Annotated in this window: 17 protein-coding genes; 11 read left to right on the plus strand and 6 right to left on the minus strand. The window is 40.8% G+C overall.

The window, feature by feature from the left end:
- Nucleotides 1–108: 108 nt before the first annotated feature.
- Together rluA and MTN96_RS26620 are read left to right on the plus strand one after the other, a co-directional pair.
- On the plus strand, nucleotides 109–762 hold the full coding sequence (rluA, locus tag MTN96_RS26615) for a bifunctional tRNA pseudouridine(32) synthase/23S rRNA pseudouridine(746) synthase RluA (protein WP_248533261.1): 654 nt from the start codon (nucleotides 109–111) through the stop codon (nucleotides 760–762).
- Nucleotides 763–855: 93 nt separating this feature from the next.
- Entirely contained in the window at nucleotides 856–1,785 is a 930-nt protein-coding gene (locus MTN96_RS26620; RefSeq protein ID WP_248533263.1) for a DUF3530 family protein, read from the plus strand.
- On the opposite strand, the gene djlA is transcribed toward MTN96_RS26620, so the two are convergent.
- From djlA to MTN96_RS26635, 3 genes are read right to left on the minus strand one after another with little or no spacing between them, the layout of a single operon-like run.
- Nucleotides 1,768–2,625: a co-chaperone DjlA gene (djlA, locus tag MTN96_RS26625; RefSeq protein ID WP_008113211.1), complete on the minus strand. Its 858-nt coding sequence runs from the start codon at nucleotides 2,623–2,625 to the stop codon at nucleotides 1,768–1,770. The genes MTN96_RS26620 and djlA overlap by 18 nt on opposite strands.
- A 33-nt stretch (nucleotides 2,626–2,658) precedes the next feature.
- Nucleotides 2,659–3,315: an N-acetylmuramate alpha-1-phosphate uridylyltransferase MurU gene (gene murU, locus MTN96_RS26630; RefSeq protein ID WP_036980213.1), complete on the minus strand. Its 657-nt coding sequence runs from the start codon at nucleotides 3,313–3,315 to the stop codon at nucleotides 2,659–2,661.
- Nucleotides 3,312–4,313, minus strand: a complete 1,002-nt coding sequence (locus tag MTN96_RS26635; RefSeq protein ID WP_248533265.1) for an aminoglycoside phosphotransferase family protein — start codon at nucleotides 4,311–4,313, stop codon at nucleotides 3,312–3,314. Before MTN96_RS26635 ends, murU begins: the two co-directional genes overlap by 4 nt.
- Nucleotides 4,314–4,407: 94 nt before the next feature.
- Between MTN96_RS26635 and lptD the strand changes: the two genes are divergently transcribed.
- From lptD to MTN96_RS26670, 7 genes are all read left to right on the plus strand, one after another.
- On the plus strand, nucleotides 4,408–6,654 hold the full coding sequence (gene lptD, locus MTN96_RS26640) for an LPS assembly protein LptD (protein WP_248533267.1): 2,247 nt from the start codon (nucleotides 4,408–4,410) through the stop codon (nucleotides 6,652–6,654).
- 96 nt (nucleotides 6,655–6,750) lie between these two features.
- Nucleotides 6,751–8,046 carry a peptidylprolyl isomerase SurA gene (gene surA / locus MTN96_RS26645; protein ID WP_069439840.1) on the plus strand — a complete coding sequence of 432 codons (1,296 nt, stop codon included), beginning with the start codon at nucleotides 6,751–6,753 and terminating at the stop codon, nucleotides 8,044–8,046.
- Between the two features lie 2 nt (nucleotides 8,047–8,048).
- The gene (gene pdxA / locus MTN96_RS26650; protein WP_013465902.1) at nucleotides 8,049–9,041 is read left to right on the plus strand and encodes a 4-hydroxythreonine-4-phosphate dehydrogenase PdxA; all 993 of its coding nucleotides are present in this window, start codon (nucleotides 8,049–8,051) and stop codon (nucleotides 9,039–9,041) included.
- Nucleotides 9,038–9,844: a 16S rRNA (adenine(1518)-N(6)/adenine(1519)-N(6))-dimethyltransferase RsmA gene (gene rsmA, locus MTN96_RS26655; protein WP_010391631.1), complete on the plus strand. Its 807-nt coding sequence runs from the start codon at nucleotides 9,038–9,040 to the stop codon at nucleotides 9,842–9,844. Before pdxA ends, rsmA begins: the two co-directional genes overlap by 4 nt.
- Nucleotides 9,828–10,217: a Co2+/Mg2+ efflux protein ApaG gene (gene apaG / locus MTN96_RS26660; protein ID WP_041709470.1), complete on the plus strand. Its 390-nt coding sequence runs from the start codon at nucleotides 9,828–9,830 to the stop codon at nucleotides 10,215–10,217. The genes rsmA and apaG overlap by 17 nt, the downstream gene beginning before the upstream one ends.
- A gap of 15 nt (nucleotides 10,218–10,232) precedes the next feature.
- Nucleotides 10,233–11,051 (plus strand): symmetrical bis(5'-nucleosyl)-tetraphosphatase, encoded by an 819-nt coding sequence (locus MTN96_RS26665; RefSeq protein WP_069439839.1) that lies wholly within the window; start codon nucleotides 10,233–10,235, stop codon nucleotides 11,049–11,051.
- 319 nt (nucleotides 11,052–11,370) lie between these two features.
- On the plus strand, nucleotides 11,371–13,386 hold the full coding sequence (locus tag MTN96_RS26670) for a methyl-accepting chemotaxis protein (RefSeq protein WP_069439838.1): 2,016 nt from the start codon (nucleotides 11,371–11,373) through the stop codon (nucleotides 13,384–13,386).
- A 358-nt stretch (nucleotides 13,387–13,744) separates the two neighbouring features.
- Here the strand turns inward: MTN96_RS26670 and rpmG are convergent, their stop codons facing one another.
- The 3 genes from rpmG to radC all read right to left on the minus strand — a co-directional run bounded on the left by rpmG (nucleotide 13,745) and on the right by radC (nucleotide 15,096).
- Nucleotides 13,745–13,900 carry a 50S ribosomal protein L33 gene (gene rpmG, locus MTN96_RS26675; protein WP_004587947.1) on the minus strand — a complete coding sequence of 52 codons (156 nt, stop codon included), beginning with the start codon at nucleotides 13,898–13,900 and terminating at the stop codon, nucleotides 13,745–13,747.
- Between the two features lie 11 nt (nucleotides 13,901–13,911).
- Nucleotides 13,912–14,148, minus strand: coding sequence for a 50S ribosomal protein L28 (gene rpmB / locus MTN96_RS26680; protein ID WP_008464111.1), 237 nt, complete (start codon nucleotides 14,146–14,148; stop codon nucleotides 13,912–13,914).
- Between the two features lie 273 nt (nucleotides 14,149–14,421).
- On the minus strand, nucleotides 14,422–15,096 hold the full coding sequence (gene radC / locus MTN96_RS26685; protein ID WP_013465906.1) for a DNA repair protein RadC: 675 nt from the start codon (nucleotides 15,094–15,096) through the stop codon (nucleotides 14,422–14,424).
- A 141-nt stretch (nucleotides 15,097–15,237) separates the two neighbouring features.
- On the opposite strand from radC, the gene coaBC reads away from it, so the two are divergent.
- Together coaBC and slmA are read left to right on the plus strand one after the other, a co-directional pair.
- On the plus strand, nucleotides 15,238–16,431 hold the full coding sequence (gene coaBC / locus MTN96_RS26690) for a bifunctional phosphopantothenoylcysteine decarboxylase/phosphopantothenate--cysteine ligase CoaBC (protein ID WP_248533270.1): 1,194 nt from the start codon (nucleotides 15,238–15,240) through the stop codon (nucleotides 16,429–16,431).
- A 224-nt stretch (nucleotides 16,432–16,655) separates the two neighbouring features.
- Complete coding sequence (gene slmA / locus MTN96_RS26695; protein WP_036980222.1) at nucleotides 16,656–17,243, plus strand: nucleoid occlusion factor SlmA; 588 nt, start codon at nucleotides 16,656–16,658, stop codon at nucleotides 17,241–17,243.
- The last annotated feature ends 116 nt before the right edge of the window (nucleotides 17,244–17,359 follow it).

Here is a 17,359-nt window from a genome sequence, read left to right on the forward strand (position 1 = left end):
AACTAGTGTGTGCATTGAAAAAAGCGCGATATTTATATCGCGCTTTTTACTTGAGCCTTTGCCCTCGCTCTACTAAAATAACGCACTTCAAAATCACTGAGGTCTGCTGTGTTAGTTAATTACAATCCCCCTATGAGCCCGTATTTAACTATACTGTTTCAAGACGATGATTTACTTATTGTAAATAAGCCTAGCGAGTTACTCACCGTCCCAGGTAAAGACCCAAAACATGCCGATAGTTTAATCAATCGCGTCAATCGTGTTTTTCCTAGTGCTAAAATTGTTCACCGTTTAGATATGGCTACCTCAGGCGTACTTTGCTTAGCAATGAACAAAGCCGCTCATCGGCATTTAAGTATGCAATTTCAAGAACGCGAAACAGCAAAACGTTATATTGCACGTGTTTACGGGCAACTTGAAACTGAAACCGGCTCAGTTGACTTACCGCTTATTTGTGACTGGCCGAACCGTCCTAAGCAAATGGTTGATCATGACAATGGCAAACCTTCGCTCACTCATTTTAAAGTGCTTGAACGTGAAGCACAGGCAACCCGTGTAGAGCTTACTCCTATTACAGGGCGCTCACATCAGCTGCGCGTGCACATGCTAAGCTTAGGCCACCCTATTTTAGGCGATCGCCTCTACGCCCATAAAGACGCACTTGCTGCTGCTCCTCGGTTACAGCTACATGCACAAATGCTACAACTAAAACACCCTGTAACGGAGCAAGTACTTACTTTTGAAGCTGAGAGCGAGTTTTAACACGGATTAATCTTTTAGCTATTTACTGTAAATAGCTAAACTTTAAGCGTGCTTCGCCGATACATAAATAAGATTTAAATAAAAAGCTTATTTATGTTTATTCCGCAGATGTTTAAAGCCATTATTACTACTCTTGTGCTTGGCTGTACGTTAATCGGTTTTCAAGCACTGAGTGCTGAGTATATCGCTCCTCCTCCCTTTTCAAAAAATATTGATGCGGATATCTCTCGCCTAGCCCAAAATGATGAAGTAAAGCCTATTTTAGCTGGTGATACTGAGTTTTTAACTTTATACAGTGAATATATAAGTGCCGACTTTAGAGGTATTGTAATACTTATTCCTGACTGGCAATCAACGCCGACAAACAATGCAGGCATGAATTTTTTACGTAAAGAGCTGAATAATCAAGGGTATACCTCTTATGCAATGACAGTTCCTGATATTGATTGGCAAGCAGCTCAAGATGATGCAGCAAAAACGATTAATGATCCTGTGGGCAAAAATAATGAAACAGCCAACGCAAATACTAAGCCAGACACCAGTACACAAAAACAGCCCCATCATGCTGACTATGTTGAACAAGTAAATACTGAAGTGGTAGATAACTATAAATTAAAACTAGTCGCTCGCTACAAAGCTTTATACCAACAAGCTGCGATGGAGTCTGAGAATATTGTTGTTATTGCACAAGGCACCAGTGCTGGGGTGTTGTTGGAGCACTACGCTGAATTTTCAGACTTAAAAATAAACGCCTTCATTAGTTTAAGTAGCTACCTTCCTAATACAAAACGCAATGCAAAGTTAAGCCAAATAACATCTTTGGTCGCCCCTGCTTTGTTAGATATTTATTTTGCTACAGACAGTAATGACATCTTAATGAATCTTAAAAACCGCCAGCGTTGGGTTAACCGAAATGCAAAGTTTGATTATCGCCAACGTCAGTTGTTTGGATTACGCGATGCGCCGCAGCAACATGCGCGGCTAAGCAAAGAAATAGACGGGTTTTTACGCCGCCTTTTTTAAATACTCGTATGCCGCTTGAATATCTTGGCTTTTTTTAACCGCGACTTCCATCATATGCTTAGGTAACCCTTGCGATACAAGCTTATCAGGATGGTGCTGAGCCATGAGCTTTCGGTAGGCTACTTTAATATCACGTTGCGATGCGTCTTTATTTAACCCTAATAAGGCCAATGCTTGCGAACGGTTCATATCATTACTTGGCGGTACATGATGCCCTGAGCCTTCACGGTAGCTGCTACTTTGGCTTTGCTGCTGTTTAAAACGCTGTTGTTGCTGCCTAAAGTTAAACTCTGCTTGATAACGTTTTAATACAAAGGCAAAGTGTGCTTTAGACACACCTAGCTGCTTACTAACTTCTTGCAGTAATTGCTTTTCTTGTGCAGCAAGTACCCCGTCAGAAAACGCCATCTGGATTTGAATTTCTAAAAATAACTGCAGTAAATCATAACGTTTAGCAAAACGTTCTTTAAAGTCATAAACCGTGTCTTTGAGAGAAAAGTCGCTGTCTTTACCCGATTGAAACGCCTGCTGCGCTTCACGGCGCTCTTCGCCTTTTAAGCCCATTTCATCCATAAACAGCGTCGCTGCTTTAATGTGGGTTTCGCTAACACGGCCATTCGACTTGGCAATATGCCCCATTACCGCAAAGCAACTCGAAAAAAACAACGCTTGGCGTTCGTTAACATCATCGCCCTTAAAAAGGTTAGAAAAGCCGCCAGCTTTATCAAAGTCTTTTTTTAAGCTTTTATCAAACATATGGCCTAGGTATAAGCCTAAAATGGCACCAAATATTTTGCCAAACATAAAACCAAAACAGAAACCGAGAATTTTTCCCCACATTTTAAAACTTACCTCTAATGTTTTATATTTAGCTTATGGCGCTAGTTGTTGGTTAAGAGCCGATAAGCGCTCTGGTGTGCCTACATCGTCCCATTGGCCAATATAGAGTTCAGTGGAGACTAAATGTTCATTTAATTTTTCACGTAGCAAAGGGCCTAATGGCCGAATGCCTGGGGCTAGCCCCTCAAAAAAGTCAGCTTGATAGCGCCCTATCCCTGAAAAGGTATACCGCAGGCTACTTGTCGGTAAGTGGCTCAGTGTAAAATCGCCATCAGGATTATGCGCAGGGTTTTCAACCAATACAATGTGCGCCTCTTTAGGCTGTAAATGTAGCTGCATTAATGCACTGACATCGTAGTCGCTGTAAACATCGCCATTAATCACAATAAATGACTCCCCTAATAAGGGAAGTGCTTGAATAATACCGCCTGCGGTTTCAAGCCCGCCCGTCACTTCTTGGCTATAGGTTATAGTCACGCCCCACGCGCGCCCATCAGCAAAATAGGTTTTTATTTTATCTCCTTGCCACGCAAGGTTAATTATAATTTGAGTAATACCTGCAGCCTTTAGGCGCATAATATGATGCTCAATCAGTGGTTTTCCCGCTACACATAACATAGGCTTAGGTAACTGTGCGGTGAGCGGCATCATACGTTTACCGCGCCCAGCGGCTAATATCATCGCCTTCATGGTTGTTCCTCTTTTAACCGCTGTTGCACCTTTGGCACCACGCTAGTTTTTATCAAAGCCGATAAGTCGCTAAGCTCAGGGTATTGTGCCGCCACCTCTATTACGTATTCAAGTGTAGGGAGTATGTTTGCTAAGTAACCTTGTTTACCATCACGCAAATATAAACGACAAAAAATACCCGCCGCTTTTAAATGGCGTTGTAAACCCGTTAAATCAAACCAATATTTAAATTCTGCAAATGACTCGTTAGCTATTAAACCTTGGCGTTTAAATTCGTCGTAACCAAACTCAAGTAAATGATTCAGCTCGTCTTTAGGCAATTTAAAGTAGCAGTCTCTTAAAAGTGAGACTAAGTCATAACATAACGGACCTTGTACCGCGTCTTGATAATCAATAATCGCCCATTGCTGCTCGCAGCGCATAATATTACGACTGTGATAATCCCGGTGCATTGTGACTGTGGGTTGCTCAAGCAGTGTATTTATTAGCAGCGCTGTGCTTGTTTGCCAAGTCTGTTGCTGCTCAGCGCTGAGCTCTGCGCTAATAAAATCATTAACCAGCCAATTTTTAAAAATATCCAACTCTAATGCAATAAAGTCACGGTCATACGGATTCATTGACGGCGCGGCTGGAGTTTTTGCCCACTTGGCACTTAAACTGATCAGTTGCTGGTAATACTCGCTGCGATTGGCATCATCAAGCAAGTCAGCTAAATGGGTGCTACCTAAATCACTTAGAATAAAAAAACCTTGCTGCTCGTCACTATGAATAATGGATGGTAATAAAAACCCCTGCCCAGAAAACACCTTGTTTAATGCAATATAAGGGACGTTGTTAACTTTTTTTGGATCGGAGTCCATCACAATAAAGTTTTTATTTTCAGCGTTTAACCTATAATAACGGCGAAAACTGGCATCTGCAGTTATTGCATTAAGCGCATAGGATTGCTCACTAAAGTGAGTATTAATAAACTGTTGTAAACTCTCAAAGCGTGTCATTTTATAAGCTATCTATTTTTCACTAATTACTTTGCCATTGTTTTCCTTTATTATGTATAGCTTGTAACTAATCACAGAGCATAAAGGTCGATAAATGAGCAAAACCTGGGGCATTTTGATGCTAAGCGTACTGAGCGCACCATCGCTTGCCGAAACTGAACTGACACACAATTTTTGTGGCACTTCAATGCAAACCAGAGCTTGGCAACCGCTTGCTGGCCTTGAGCTTGGAACGGTTGATATCAGCGCTGATGACGTTGAGCTTTTAGGAACGCAAAGCGCTGAATTTACTGGCAATGTTGATATTAACACCGTTAACATGAGTTTGTCCGCACAATCAGCACTGATTGATAAACAACGTGGCCTGCTTAATGCCACTGGCCCAATTACCTATCGCGATTATGTAAGCCACGTACAAAGTTCGGGCTTAAATGCCGATTTAAATAACTCAGCATTTAGTTTATTAGGCGCACAATATAGCCTAACACAACAACAAGGCAAAGGCGGCGCGGAAAAGCTCACCGTCGATAAGTCTGGCTTAATGCTGATGAATGCAAGCTTTACTGCGTGCCCAGGTAATACGCCTGTGTGGGCTATTGAAGCCGATGAAATAAACTTATCACGTGAAGAAGGCTGGGGCGAAACCTACAATGCCGTGCTACGTATTTTAGATACGCCGGTACTCTATTTACCTTATTTTACTTTCCCACTCGATGAGCGCCGTAAGTCAGGCTTATTAACGCCCAGCTTTTCAAGTTCAGATCGCTATGGGTTAGAAACGATTACGCCTTATTATTGGAATATTGCCCCTAATTATGATGCCACTATTACCCCGCGTTATATGTCACGTAAGGGGCTACAGTTACAAACTGAATTTAGATATTTAACCCCAGAGCACCAAGGTTTAGTGGCTATAGAATATTTAAATAAAGATGACTCAGAGCCTGAGCTTAACGAGCGTTTTTTGTTTCATTGGCAACAAAAAAGTTATATTGGTGAAGACTGGCGAGCCAGTATTGATATTACCAATGTTAGTGATGATAACTACCTCACTGATTTAAACTCAACCTATGCAAGTAAAACCGATACGCAGCTTTATCGTACCGGCTCGCTAACCCATATGGGCGAAATGTGGCGTACTGATATAAAAATGCAAAACTTTGAAGTACTCGGTGACCACTTAGAATCATACACGGCGTTACCACAAATTAGCTTTACCCAAACCACCCCTTGGAAAATTGATTATTTCGATTTTAGTGTTTCAGGCGAGCTGAGCCATTTTACTAACAGCTCCGCGGTAATTGACCAAGCTACTCGCGTGCACATCGAACCTAAAGCACGCTTTGATTACAAAGAGTATGCCTGGTCATTTTTATCTGAAGTGAGCTTATTGCAAACTAACTATAAACAAGACGGTGATTTACAGGGTACACAGTATAGCGATAATGTTTCGCGTACTTTGCCTAAAGTGCGCTTATATTCTCAGCTTAACTTTGAGCGCGACACCTCAATTTTTATTGACGATGGTATTCAAACTCTAGAGCCACAAATTCAGTATTTATATACGCCTAATAAAGATCAGTCTGACATTGGCTTATACGATACCACCAAGTTACAAGATGACTTTTTTGGTTTATTCAGGGATGCGCGTTTTTCAAGTGTTGACCGAATTGCCGCAGCTAATCAATTTACATTAGGGGCTACAACGCGTTTATTTGATAAGAAAAATGAAGAAGTATTTAACTTCAGCGCAGGCCAAATATTTTATTTAAGTGATTCAGCCAAGCCTACAGAGCAAGGACTTAATAGCGATAGTAACTACAATGCCTTGTTTGCAGCGCAAACCATGTTACATTGGCACCGCCGCTGGTATTTATCGGGTGGTATTCAGTACGACACGGATGGCAAGCAAATTATCCAGTCAAATTTAACCTTAGACTATAAAGGTGACGATAATCAGCTGGTTCAATTGAACCATCGCTATGCAAATGATGTCTCAGGAAATACAATCGAGCAAGCGGGCTTATTTACAAGCATCCCTATCAGTGACGAGTGGCAATTTATTGCAAGTTACCATCGCGATCTTGATAATAACCGCAGTATTGAAGTATTTAGTGGATTACAGTATGAATCGTGCTGTTGGGCGTTCCAAATTACTGGCCATCGCCAAATTGAAACTGATTTAAATCAGTCAATTGGGCAACCCCAAGCCACTTTTGATTCGAGCATTCGTTTGAATTTTGTATTAAAAGGGCTTGGTAGTAAAAGCCGTTACGATGCTCAAAAATTATTACAACAAGGTATTTTTGGTTATCGTAGGCCGTATTTTCTTAATGACTAAACTGCTTTATTTATAGTAAAAATTTACAAATAACTATATTAATTTAGCCGTATTTAGCATTACAACAGTACTATTAGTAAGAGTAGTAAAAAGAATATGAATTTAAAAAAATTATTAACATCAGCAGTTTTAACGTTCAGCTTGTGCCAAAGTGCATTTGCCGCCCCTGTCGAAATAGACAAAGTAATTGGTATTGTAAACCAAGGCGTTATTTTAAAAAGTGAAGTAGACACTATTGTTGATCGCGTAAAAAAACAAGCAGAAAAACAAAACCAACAGCTGCCAAAAGACGAAACACTACGTGTTCAGGCAATTGAGCGTTTAGTAAATCAAACCTTGATGATGCAGATGGCTGAGCGCATGGGCTTAGAAATTTCAGATAGCCAGCTTGACCAAACACTTGCCAACATGGCTAAAGAGCAAGGCGGTACAATTGCTGATTTGCGTCGTACTATTGAAGCGTCGGGTGAGAGCTTTCAAGCTTACCGCGAAGAAATTCGTAAAGAGATAACCACGCAACAAGTTACACGTGCAAACGTAGACCGCCGTATATATGTAAGCGACCAAGAAATTGATAACTTACTAAAAATTATGGATAGCCAAGGCCAAAATGCCGAAGAATACGATATTGGTCACATACTTATCGATATTCCAAGTGGTGCTGCTGCAGACGACGTTAGCTCAGCAAAAACACGCGCAGACAAAGTTATTGAGCTGCTGCAAGACGGCCAAGAATTTAAACGTATTGCCATTTCATCATCAAGCGGCTCAAAAGCGCTTGAAGGCGGACAATTAGGCTGGATGGGCATTAACGAAATGCCATCGTTATTTGCAGAAGCTGTAAAAGGTAAAAAGAAAGATGCGATTATTGGTCCACTTCGTTCCGGTGCGGGTTTCCACATCATTAAAGTGCAAGACGTACGTGGTCGCCAAGTAGTAGAAACCACTGAAGTTAAATCTCGCCATATTCTTATTAAGCCTTCAATTATTTTAAGTGAAGAAAAAGCTCGCACTATGTTAGCAGGCTTTGTTAAAGATTTACGCGCCGGCGATGCTGACTTTGCAGAACTTGCTAAAGAGCATTCACAAGACCCAGGTTCAGCACTTAAAGGCGGTCAATACGATTGGACTGATCCAACCACCTACGTGCCTGCGTTTAGAGATACGTTACTATCACTTGATAAAAACGAAATCAGTGAACCATTTAGAAGTCAGTTTGGCTGGCACATTGTGCAGTTACTAGATAAACGTGTTGCAGATAAGACAGAGCAAGCTAAACGCAATCGTGCACATGGCATGTTGTTTAATCGTAAATTTAAAGAAGAAAGCTTTAACTGGCAGCAAGAAATGCGCGAACAAGCCCACGTTGAAATTTTCCCAATAGACGAATAATTATGACCTTAAGAATTGCGGTAACCCCCGGTGAGCCTGCAGGCATTGGCCCAGACTTGCTATTAAAACTGGCACAGCACAGCTGGGATGCGCAACTAGTAGCGATTGCAGATGCATCGCTACTAAAACAACGCGCTAAGCATTTGGGTTTAAACATTGAATTAATTGAATTTGATGAACAAGCCAAAGCAATGCCAACAGCGGCTGGCAGCTTATATATTAAACAAATTAATTTAGCAGAGCCCGTTGAGCTTGGCGTGCTTAATGACGCCAATGGACAATACGTGTTAGATACATTACGTATTGCCAGCGAGAAGAATATGGATGGCACATTTGATGCCGTTGTTACGGGGCCTGTTCACAAGGGTATTATTAACCAAGCCGGCATTTCTTTTAGTGGCCATACTGAGTACTTTGCTCAGCAATCAGGTACAGCCGATGTGGTTATGTTATTAGCCACTGAAGGTTTGCGTGTTGCCCTAGTAACCACACATATTCCGCTTGCTTATGTTTCTCGTGCCATTACGCAAGAGCGACTAGTTAAAGTAGCTAATATTCTTAATCATGACTTAAAAACGAAATTTGGTATTGAGCAACCACGCATTTTAGTCTGTGGCTTAAACCCTCATGCTGGTGAAGATGGCCATTTAGGCCGCGAAGAAATCGACACGATTACGCCTACGCTCAACCTACTAAGAGCTGAAGGGATGAACTTAATCGGTCCTTTACCAGCCGATACCCTATTTCAAGATAAATACCTAAATGAAGCCGATGCAGTGCTGGCTATGTATCACGATCAGGGATTACCTGTGCTAAAATATAAAGGATTTGGTAAGTCAGTGAATATAACTCTTGGCCTTCCATTTATTCGCACCTCAGTCGACCACGGTACTGCGCTTGATTTAGCCGGTACAGGCGATGCTGATGTTGGCAGTTTTGAATTAGCGATCCGCGAAGCAATTAAGCTCGCCCATGAAAAAGCACAGAATCAATGACCGATAAAGTACACTTAGGACACCGCGCCCGTAAACGTTTTGGCCAAAACTTTTTATTCGATGAGTCAATCATCGACAAAATCGTCACCGCTATCGATCCTAAACCGCAAGATAATTTAGTAGAAATTGGCCCAGGTCTAGGCGCTATTACCGAACCTGTTGCCGATTTAAGCGGCCATTTAACGGTTGTTGAGCTAGATAAAGATTTAGCCCAGCGTTTAATTGAACACCCTTTTTTAGGGCCAAAATTAACCGTAAACCAAGGCGATGCAATGAAGTTTGATTTTGCAAGCCTGGTTAAAGATGACAAAAAGCTAAAAGTATTCGGCAACCTGCCGTACAACATTTCAACGCCTTTGTTGTTTCACTTGTTTGAATTTGCCGATCATATTGAGCACATGCACTTTATGCTGCAAAAAGAAGTGGTAAAGCGCATGGTAGCAGGCCCAGGTAGCAAAACCTTTGGCCGCTTGAGTGTAATGACTCAATACTACTGTAATGCGATGCCTGTAGTAGAAGTACCGCCTGAGTGCTTCAAACCTGCACCTAAAGTCGATTCTGCGGTTATTCGTCTAATCCCTAAAAAGGCAGAACAGCGCACAGCTAAAAGCGTTAAAATACTAAATACAGTCTGTTTAGAAGCGTTTAATCAACGTCGTAAAACACTGCGCAACAGCCTAGGCAACCTTTTAACCGCTGAAGAGTTAACCAGCATTGGCATTGATATTACCTTGCGTGCTGAGAGCCTGTCGTTACAACAATTTATTGATATAGCTAACTGGATTTATGACAACAAGCAGTAATATGGGATCACCTGTAAAGGTATCTGTAGAAACATTTTATGTAGAAGAGCAATCGCAACCTGAACTTGATAAATTTGTATTTGCTTATTCCGTTACTATAAAAAACCACAGTTTATGTAGTGCAAAACTACTTAGCCGCTATTGGTTAATTACCGATGCCAACGGTAAAGAAGTAGAAGTGCAAGGCGAAGGTGTGGTGGGTGAAACCCCAGATATAGCCCCTGGTGAAAGTTACAAATACACCAGTGGTGCAATATTAGACACTCCCGTAGGCACCATGCAAGGGCATTACACTTTACGAAACGAGTTTGGTGCTGAGTTTGAAGCACCCATAAATGTGTTCCGTTTAGCTTGCCCTAATATCTTACATTGATTAAAACAGCGACTAATGGCTGATTACGCAATAGGTGATTTACAAGGCTGCTTTAACGAATTTAGTTTATTGTTAAAGCAAGTCGACTTTAACCCTAGCAAAGACCACCTCTACCTAGTAGGTGATATTGTTGCTCGCGGCCCAGACTCCAAAGCGTGCCTTGATTATATTTATCAACATCAAGACAGCGTTAGCGTCACATTAGGCAATCATGACTTACACATGATTGCCTGTTATTTAAACAATGTTGCACCCAACCCTAAAGACAAACTAACGACACTGTTCAACAGCAGTAAACTGCCCCACTACATCGCGTTTTTACAAACTCAGCCTTTAGCTCTTTATTTAGAGCAGTATGATTGTTTTATCTCTCATGCAGGACTTAACCCTGATTGGTCATGCGTACATGCTATTGAACACGCTCAATTTGCTCAACAGTGTTACAGTCAAAACAATGCCGAGTTCTATTTTAAAAACATGTATCAGCCTCACCCGATAAAATGGACTGAGCAACTTGATGATGCTGCTAAATTTCGTTACATCGTTAATTATTTCACTCGCATGCGCTTTATTACGCCTGATAATTTGCTCGATTTTAATGCAAAAGAAGCAACAACAAATTCATCATCACTAATTCCTTGGTTTTCTCATCCTGCCATTATGAACGCTCAACATGACCTAATTTTTGGACACTGGGCAGCACTTGAAGGCAAAACGCCCTACAACCACCTTTATGCTCTAGACACGGGTTGCGTATGGGGTGGCTCAATGACACTAATAGAACTACAAAGTAAGCAAAAATTTTCAGAAAAATCACAACTTTTGTCTAAATAAACTGAAAAAAGTTAATACATCTGTTAAGTTTAAAAGTGGATGTTAAATTGCATAATTACAAAACATTCACAATATTGTGTAAAAAAATAGCAATACTCTTAATTGAGTTAAACATAGGCAATAAACAAGTGTTAACGCCTTACATTATTTTTTATCCCTAATCGAAGACTTGTATTATGCATGCTTGGTTTGTAATTAAGTTTCGCGGTAAATTTAGCAACTAACTATTAACAGTAAAAATTAATTATTTTTAATTACTTAACTTATTGTTGAAAGCGCCGATAAGTTTTAATAGACGTATTTTTGAATGGAAAACCATATGAATCTAACAGTGAGTCAACGTATTTGGGGTGGTTTTATATTTATCACTTTATTACTTTTAATTATTGGCGGTAACTCTTTAATAAAAATAGCAAATATAGATCGTTCAACTCAAAAAGTTAATCAGCTATCGCTCCCTGCATTGAACAAAAGTGCACAATTACAAGCTGAATTTATTTTGATGAGTAAAGCCGCCCAAGCTAGTTTCCATATTACATCGGCTCAAGAACTCGCCTCATTAAAAGCTCAAATAGAAGAACAAAAACAAATATTTGATAAATTACACCGCGAACTACAACAAGTTGTTAAAGACGATCCACAATTAAACAAAAGTAGCCTTGAAGTTGAAAAAACCTATCAGAGCTTTTCAAATATCATAAGCAGCCTGCTTAAAGATAAAAACACCCAGCTAGTGCTTAACAAAAAGCTCAAAGCGCAACTAGACACCGTTGAGCTCGCGGCAGAAGATGCCAACTCTATAGTGCTTGATATTATTGATATTGATGGTTTAGAGGATAATCATCCACGCGCTTATCAAGCAGCTAATAATCTAGAAAATAACTTTATGTCCGTGGTTACCAGCAGCACCGACATGCTAACCGTTAAAACGCTTAACACGCTCGATATTATCAAAAACGAGCAAGTGTATTACTTTGAAGAAGTCGTTCGTACCGTTTCATTAATAAAGCCGGCGATAGAGCAAAGTCACAGCAGCTTGTTTAATGACTTAAAGGGTTATATAGATACCCTAGAGAGCAATATTTTAGGTAACGATAGCCTTTCAGCGAATAAAAAGCGCCTTATTGACGCAATAAGCACAACCGAGCGTGAATTAGCAGAGTCTGAAAAAGCGACTAAAACAGCGCTTAGCCAAATTGACGAATTAGTATTACAAGCCAGTGGCGTTGCATTTACATTACAAGAAGGCGTACGTAGTGACGTAAACTCAGCTAATTTATGGACATGGATAGGTATGATCATTGCGACTATTATCGCTGTGCTTGTAGCCATCATTACGGTTAGCCGTATTATTAAGCCATTAGCGGAAGTAAATCGTATTCTAGATATTGTTGCCAGTGGTGATATGACTCAACGCTTAGATGACAGCGCAAAAGATGAATTTGGTGAATTATCGAAAAGTTGTAATACCTTAATTGATAGTTTACGTAGCTTAATCACCGGTATTATTTCACGTTCAACACAACTTGCAGCCGCTTCTGAGCAAACCTCAACAATTACCGGTGAATCAAGCAAAGCAATCAGTAATCAGCAAGCGCAAGTAGAGCAAGCAGCAACCGCAACCACTGAAATGAGCAGCACATCACAAACAGTGAGTAATAGTGCACAACAAGCACTGAGCGAAATTAAAAATGCCGATAAAGAAGCGGAGCGCGTTAAAGGTATTTCAAATCAAAATAAAGCAACCATTGAGCAACTCGCCTACGAGGTAGACGAAGCATCAAGTGTTATCAATAAACTACACAAAGATAGCGCATCAATTGGTAGTATTTTAGATGTTATTCGCGGTATTGCGGAGCAAACTAACTTACTTGCACTTAATGCGGCTATTGAGGCTGCGCGTGCCGGCGAGCAAGGCAGAGGCTTCGCCGTGGTAGCTGATGAAGTAAGATCACTTGCAAGTAAAACACAAGAGTCGACCCAAGAAATTCAATCTATGATTGAGTCACTACAGTCGGGCGCTGAAGAAGCGGTTAAAGCTATGGAAAAAGGTAAAGAACGCGCGGTTTCGTGTGTTGAGCAAAGTGACTTAGCCAATAGTGCACTGGATTCAATTACCCTTGCAGTATCACAAGCGCATAATGTCAGTGAAGAGATATCAACAGCAGCACAAGAGCAACAACAAGTATCACAAGAGATCAGTGAGCGCTTAGAGTCTATTGTTGCTATTGCCGAGCAAACAGCAGAAGGCGCTGTACAAACGAATATTTCAAGTTCAGAAGTGGCTAAATTAGCCGAAGAGCTAAGAATATCAGTAGAGAACTTTAAAGTATAAATATCGCGCTGTAAGTAGCCTTAGAGCTACTTACAGCTCATACCCTAGTCAGTTACCGTAAAACCTCTTTCTTCCTCTTCAGGCATACTTAAATAGCTCATAACCACACTCTAAATACACAATACCCAACGACTTAGCCCGTAAAATTATTTAATGCTCATACTCTTTATGTTTTTTAGTTATAAACAACTGATGCCATTATCTACGGAATAATTCGTGGCGCTTAACAAAAGCCAATTAGCGATTTAATTCAATGGGTATCATTACGGTGATATGGTTTCGGTGGATGATAGAGCAGATTTTAAAAACAAAAAACCCAGCATAAGCTGGGTTTTTACATTTCTGAAAGAAAACTAAATTACTTGATTTTAGCTTCTTTGAAAATCACATGTTTACGAGCCTTAGGATCGAATTTTTTGATTTCCATTTTTTCAGGCATGTTACGCTTGTTCTTGTCGGTAGTGTAGAAAAAACCAGTACCAGCAGTTGAAACTAAACGGATCTTATCGCGCATAATTCAGTTCCTTAAACTTTTTCGCCACGAGCACGGATTTCTGTAAGAACCGTGTCAATGCCTTTTTTATCGATAATACGCATACCTTTAGTAGTAGTGCGTAATGTTACAAAACGTTTTTCACTTTCAACCCAAAAACGGTGTGTTTGTAGGTTAGGTAGGAAACGACGTTTAGTCGCGTTTCTCGCGTGTGAACGGTGGTTACCAACCGCTGGACGCTTACCTGTAACTTGACATACTTTAGACATGTCTATATATCTCCAATAACTTCGCTCGAGCTTAATTTTCCCTAAGGCCATGTATTTGTGCCCTAGAGATAAATCGAAGGGCGCTCTTTATACAGCTTTTACAGGCAAAGATCAAATACTGATCTTATCCAACCAGCTCATGTGTAAATTTGATAGCGGCTAATTATAAAGATCGAATGCCCTTAGGGAAAGTAAAAACTGCATTTAAATTAAACTAATTTGCCAAAACGCACTAAACCGCTCATTTTTAGCACATATCTGTAAACGATAAACTCAAATCAGTCCCCGTTCGGCAAACGAAACACTACTTTCACCACCAATAATAATATGATCCAACACATTTATGTCGACTAATTGCAGTGCTTGGCACAATTTATTAGTAATGAGCTTATCGGCCTGACTCGGTTCTGCAATACCACTGGGGTGATTATGTGAAAAAATCACCGCCGCCGCATTATTTTTCAGTGCCGCCTTTACCACTTCACGCGGATATACACTGGCTGCGTTAATTGTGCCGTAAAATAATATTTCATCTTTTAATAAACGATTTTGACTATCAAGGTACAACACCATAAATACCTCTTGCTGCAATCCACGCATTTGCAGCGTTAAATAGTCATAAACGGCTTGTGGAGAGTTAAAAACGGCGTCGCGCACAAAGCCCTCTTGCATGTAACGCTGGCTTAGCTCAAGTACTGCTTGTAGCTGAACATATTTAGCCATTCCCAAGCCTTTTTGCGCACAAAATTCATCCATACTGGCATTAAACAAATTATGCAGGGTTTTATTTTCGTTAATCAAATGCTGCGCCAACTCTATGGCATTCATGCCGGGTAGGCCCGTGCGCAAAAATATAGCTAATAGTTCAGCATCAGAGAGTGCCTTTGCGCCCTTTTCTAGCAGTTTTTCTCGCGGGCGGAGCGAATTAGGTAATGACGTTAATTGCATGATTCATCCTTGAAAGATTACTGTACTGTATAACTGTAATGCAAAATCAAAAATTAGCGCGATAAAACGCATTTTATTTTAGCTGTCACGCTCAAAATTTGTTATTTTGGCCACCATATTTTATAAAATTGATGAACAACCATGATTAATTTAACAAATAAAAAAATAGTGCTGGGTATTAGCGGTGGAATTGCAGCGTATAAATGTGCTGAACTCGTAAGACGCTTAAAAGACCATGGTTGTGACGTTAAAGTTGTAATGACTGAATCAGCAAAACATTTTATCACCCCGCTAACCATGCAAGCTGTGAGTGGTGAAATGGTGTCTGACTCGTTGCTAGACCCATCAGCCGAAGCCGCTATGGGGCACATTGAATTTGCAAAATGGGCTGATTTAATTTTAGTTGCCCCTGCCACCAGCAATATTATTGCGAAAATGGCCGCAGGGATTGCTGACGACTTGCTCACGACTTTATTACTGGCGACCCCCGCAAAAGTAGCCATAGCGCCGGCAATGAATCAGCAAATGTACGCACACCCTGCAACGCAAGCTAATTTAGCCACTTTAAAAGCACGTAACGTTGCTATATGGGGGCCAGGCAAAGGCGAGCAAGCTTGTGGTGATGTCGGTGCTGGGCGAATGCTTGAGCCGCATGAATTAGTGAGCTTATGCACTGAGCCTGCTAAACCTGCGCTATTGGCAGGTAAAATAATTACAATTACTGCAGGTCCAACTCGTGAACCTCTCGATCCTGTTCGTTTTATATCAAACCACAGCTCTGGAAAAATGGGCTATGCACTGGCGCAAGCTGCGTTATCATTCGGCGCACACGTAAACTTAATTTCAGGCCCGGTAACTATTACAGCACCGCAAGGCGTTAATTTAATTAATATAGAAAGTGCTGAACAGTTACTGCATGAGTCACTCAAATATGCGCCTCACTCAGATGCCTTCATTGGTTGTGCCGCTGTGGCCGATTATCGTGCAGCAAGTATCGCCACGCAAAAAATGAAAAAACAAGGCGATGAACTCACTCTTAGCTTAGTTAAAAACCCAGATGTAATAGCCGCGGTCGCAAACCTCACACAAAACCGCCCTTACACCGTCGGCTTCGCCGCAGAAACGCAGAACGTTGCTAATTACGCAAAGGGGAAACTAACCAATAAAAACCTCGATATGATTTGTGCCAACGATGTATCGCACAGTGATGTAGGCTTTAATTCAGAGCGCAACGCACTCACCCTTTATTGGCAAAATGAACAACTCGACTTACCTGAAACCAGTAAAATAGAAATAGCGGTTAAAGTGATCGAACAGCTTGCCAAGCGATTATAAAAAGGCTGGAAACAAACTGAATAAAACATTAACATGATGACGCCTTGTGGCCTTTTAGTGTAATTTTACTGCGCTAAAATAGCTTAACGCTTGCGCATTACTAATGTATCGCTGTAATACGTGCAAAAACACACCATTGAGTATTGCGCGCTGTAACACTTGGCACAAAGCTGTGTTATCGCACATTTATGTTGAAAAAAATAACTATTAAAAAAGGAATGTTCATGCCTGCGACAAAAAAAAGTAATCGCAAAGAGCAAATACTGCAAGCACTCGCACAAATGTTAGAAACCAGCCTAGGCCAGCGTATTACAACAGCCAAACTTGCCGCAGAAGTTGGCGTTTCTGAAGCCGCTCTTTATCGTCATTTTCCTAGCAAGGCGCGCATGTTTGAAGGGTTAATTGAATTTATTGAAGACACGCTGCTATCACGTATTAATCTTATTTTAGATAACGAGAAAGAAAGCAAAGCGCGTGTTTACAACACCCTATTACTGCTGCTAACGTTTGCTGAAAAAAACCCAGGCATAACCCGTATATTAACAGGCGACGCTCTACAGGGTGAACAAGAGCGACTTCGTGAGCGTGTACAAGGCTTGTTTGAAAAGCTAGAAACCCAATTCAAACAGATTCTTAGAGAGCGTAAATTACGTGAAGGTAAAAACTTTCAAAGTGATGAACTGACGCTAGCTAACTTTTTGCTTGCCTACGTTGAGGGTAAAATGAACCAATTTGTGCGCAGTAATTTTAGTGCACGACCTAGCGAGCAATTTGAAAAACAATGGCTAGAGCTTCAAAAAATTTGGTTATAAGATTCGAAGTAATACCTTGTTAGTGATGCTAACAAGGTATTAAATTAACCACTTCCACTCTTATTTTTACCGATGCCAAACACCTCACATCCCGTGGCCCGAAAATCTAACCTTTT

This window comes from Pseudoalteromonas sp. 2CM28B (genome assembly GCF_023161935.1).

Bases quoted from the DNA above. Each gene is read 5' to 3' on its own strand.
- rpmG (WP_004587947.1), bottom strand. From the start codon at position 13,900: ATGCGCGATAAGATCCGTTTAGTTTCAACTGCTGGTACTGGTTTTTTC.
- rsmA (WP_010391631.1), top strand. From the start codon at position 9,038: ATGACCGATAAAGTACACTTAGGACACCGCGCCCGTAAACGTTTTGGC.
- djlA (WP_008113211.1), bottom strand. From the start codon at position 2,625: ATGTGGGGAAAAATTCTCGGTTTCTGTTTTGGTTTTATGTTTGGCAAA.
- apaG (WP_041709470.1), top strand. From the start codon at position 9,828: ATGACAACAAGCAGTAATATGGGATCACCTGTAAAGGTATCTGTAGAA.
- lptD (WP_248533267.1), top strand. From the start codon at position 4,408: ATGAGCAAAACCTGGGGCATTTTGATGCTAAGCGTACTGAGCGCACCA.
- coaBC (WP_248533270.1), top strand. From the start codon at position 15,238: ATGATTAATTTAACAAATAAAAAAATAGTGCTGGGTATTAGCGGTGGA.
- MTN96_RS26620 (WP_248533263.1), top strand. From the start codon at position 856: ATGTTTATTCCGCAGATGTTTAAAGCCATTATTACTACTCTTGTGCTT.
- MTN96_RS26665 (WP_069439839.1), top strand. From the start codon at position 10,233: ATGGCTGATTACGCAATAGGTGATTTACAAGGCTGCTTTAACGAATTT.
- murU (WP_036980213.1), bottom strand. From the start codon at position 3,315: ATGAAGGCGATGATATTAGCCGCTGGGCGCGGTAAACGTATGATGCCG.
- surA (WP_069439840.1), top strand. From the start codon at position 6,751: ATGAATTTAAAAAAATTATTAACATCAGCAGTTTTAACGTTCAGCTTG.
- MTN96_RS26635 (WP_248533265.1), bottom strand. From the start codon at position 4,313: ATGACACGCTTTGAGAGTTTACAACAGTTTATTAATACTCACTTTAGT.
- MTN96_RS26670 (WP_069439838.1), top strand. From the start codon at position 11,371: ATGAATCTAACAGTGAGTCAACGTATTTGGGGTGGTTTTATATTTATC.
- rpmB (WP_008464111.1), bottom strand. From the start codon at position 14,148: ATGTCTAAAGTATGTCAAGTTACAGGTAAGCGTCCAGCGGTTGGTAAC.
- radC (WP_013465906.1), bottom strand. From the start codon at position 15,096: ATGCAATTAACGTCATTACCTAATTCGCTCCGCCCGCGAGAAAAACTG.
- pdxA (WP_013465902.1), top strand. From the start codon at position 8,049: ATGACCTTAAGAATTGCGGTAACCCCCGGTGAGCCTGCAGGCATTGGC.
- slmA (WP_036980222.1), top strand. From the start codon at position 16,656: ATGCCTGCGACAAAAAAAAGTAATCGCAAAGAGCAAATACTGCAAGCA.